The sequence below is a fragment of the Pseudohalocynthiibacter sp. F2068 genome (assembly GCF_023015645.1).
Lineage (GTDB): Bacteria > Pseudomonadota > Alphaproteobacteria > Rhodobacterales > Rhodobacteraceae > Pseudohalocynthiibacter > Pseudohalocynthiibacter aestuariivivens.
Window position 1 is genome coordinate 1 of sequence record NZ_JALKAK010000042.1, and the last position, 604, is coordinate 604.

1 protein-coding gene is annotated in these 604 nt (G+C 48.0%); it reads right to left on the reverse strand.

Features of this window, described 5'->3' with window-relative positions; translation table 11 throughout:
- A partial coding sequence (locus tag MWU63_RS20325) for a GNAT family N-acetyltransferase (protein ID WP_247079828.1) occupies positions 1 to 450 on the reverse strand: 450 nt, incomplete at its 3' end.
- Positions 451 to 604: the final 154 nt, after the last annotated feature.

The following is a 604-nucleotide window of genomic DNA, read 5'->3' on the forward strand; positions in this document are numbered from 1 at the left end:
TGGATAATATTCGATTTTACGAAACCCGAGCTTAAGATACAAAGCCTGCGCCGCCGTGTCGTAGATGCCTGTGTCCAATAGAACGCTTTCTGCGCCTAGGTTTCGAGCATCCTTGAGAATGCTTTCCATCAGCTTACGACCCAAACCCATCCCACGCGCTGATGGTCGCACATAAAGACGCTTAACTTCACAGGCATCCTTACGGATCATCTTTAGAAAAACGCATCCCAAAAGTTTCTGTTCAGTATCGATTGCGAGGTGCAAACCCCCATTCGGTGGAAGATACTCGTCGATATGATCAAATGTATTTGAAACCAATTCATCAGCGTCGAGGGCAACTCCCGAGACCTTACGCAGTTCACGAATTTCATGGTCAAGATAATCGTGCACCAAGCCTTTCAACTGATCAGGGTTCTCCAAGACTTTGGCGGGGCGAATTTCGATGGACATTGGCTCTTCCTTTCGCATTGAAACGGCTCGAAGTTTGGATGAACTTAATGCACCGGCGAACGGCAGCAAAGTCCCGGCGGTTTCAACGGGTGGTCGCAACACTTTAGTCTTTTTGGAAAGATGGAGTGTTAGAGATGAAATATCGGACGCGGAC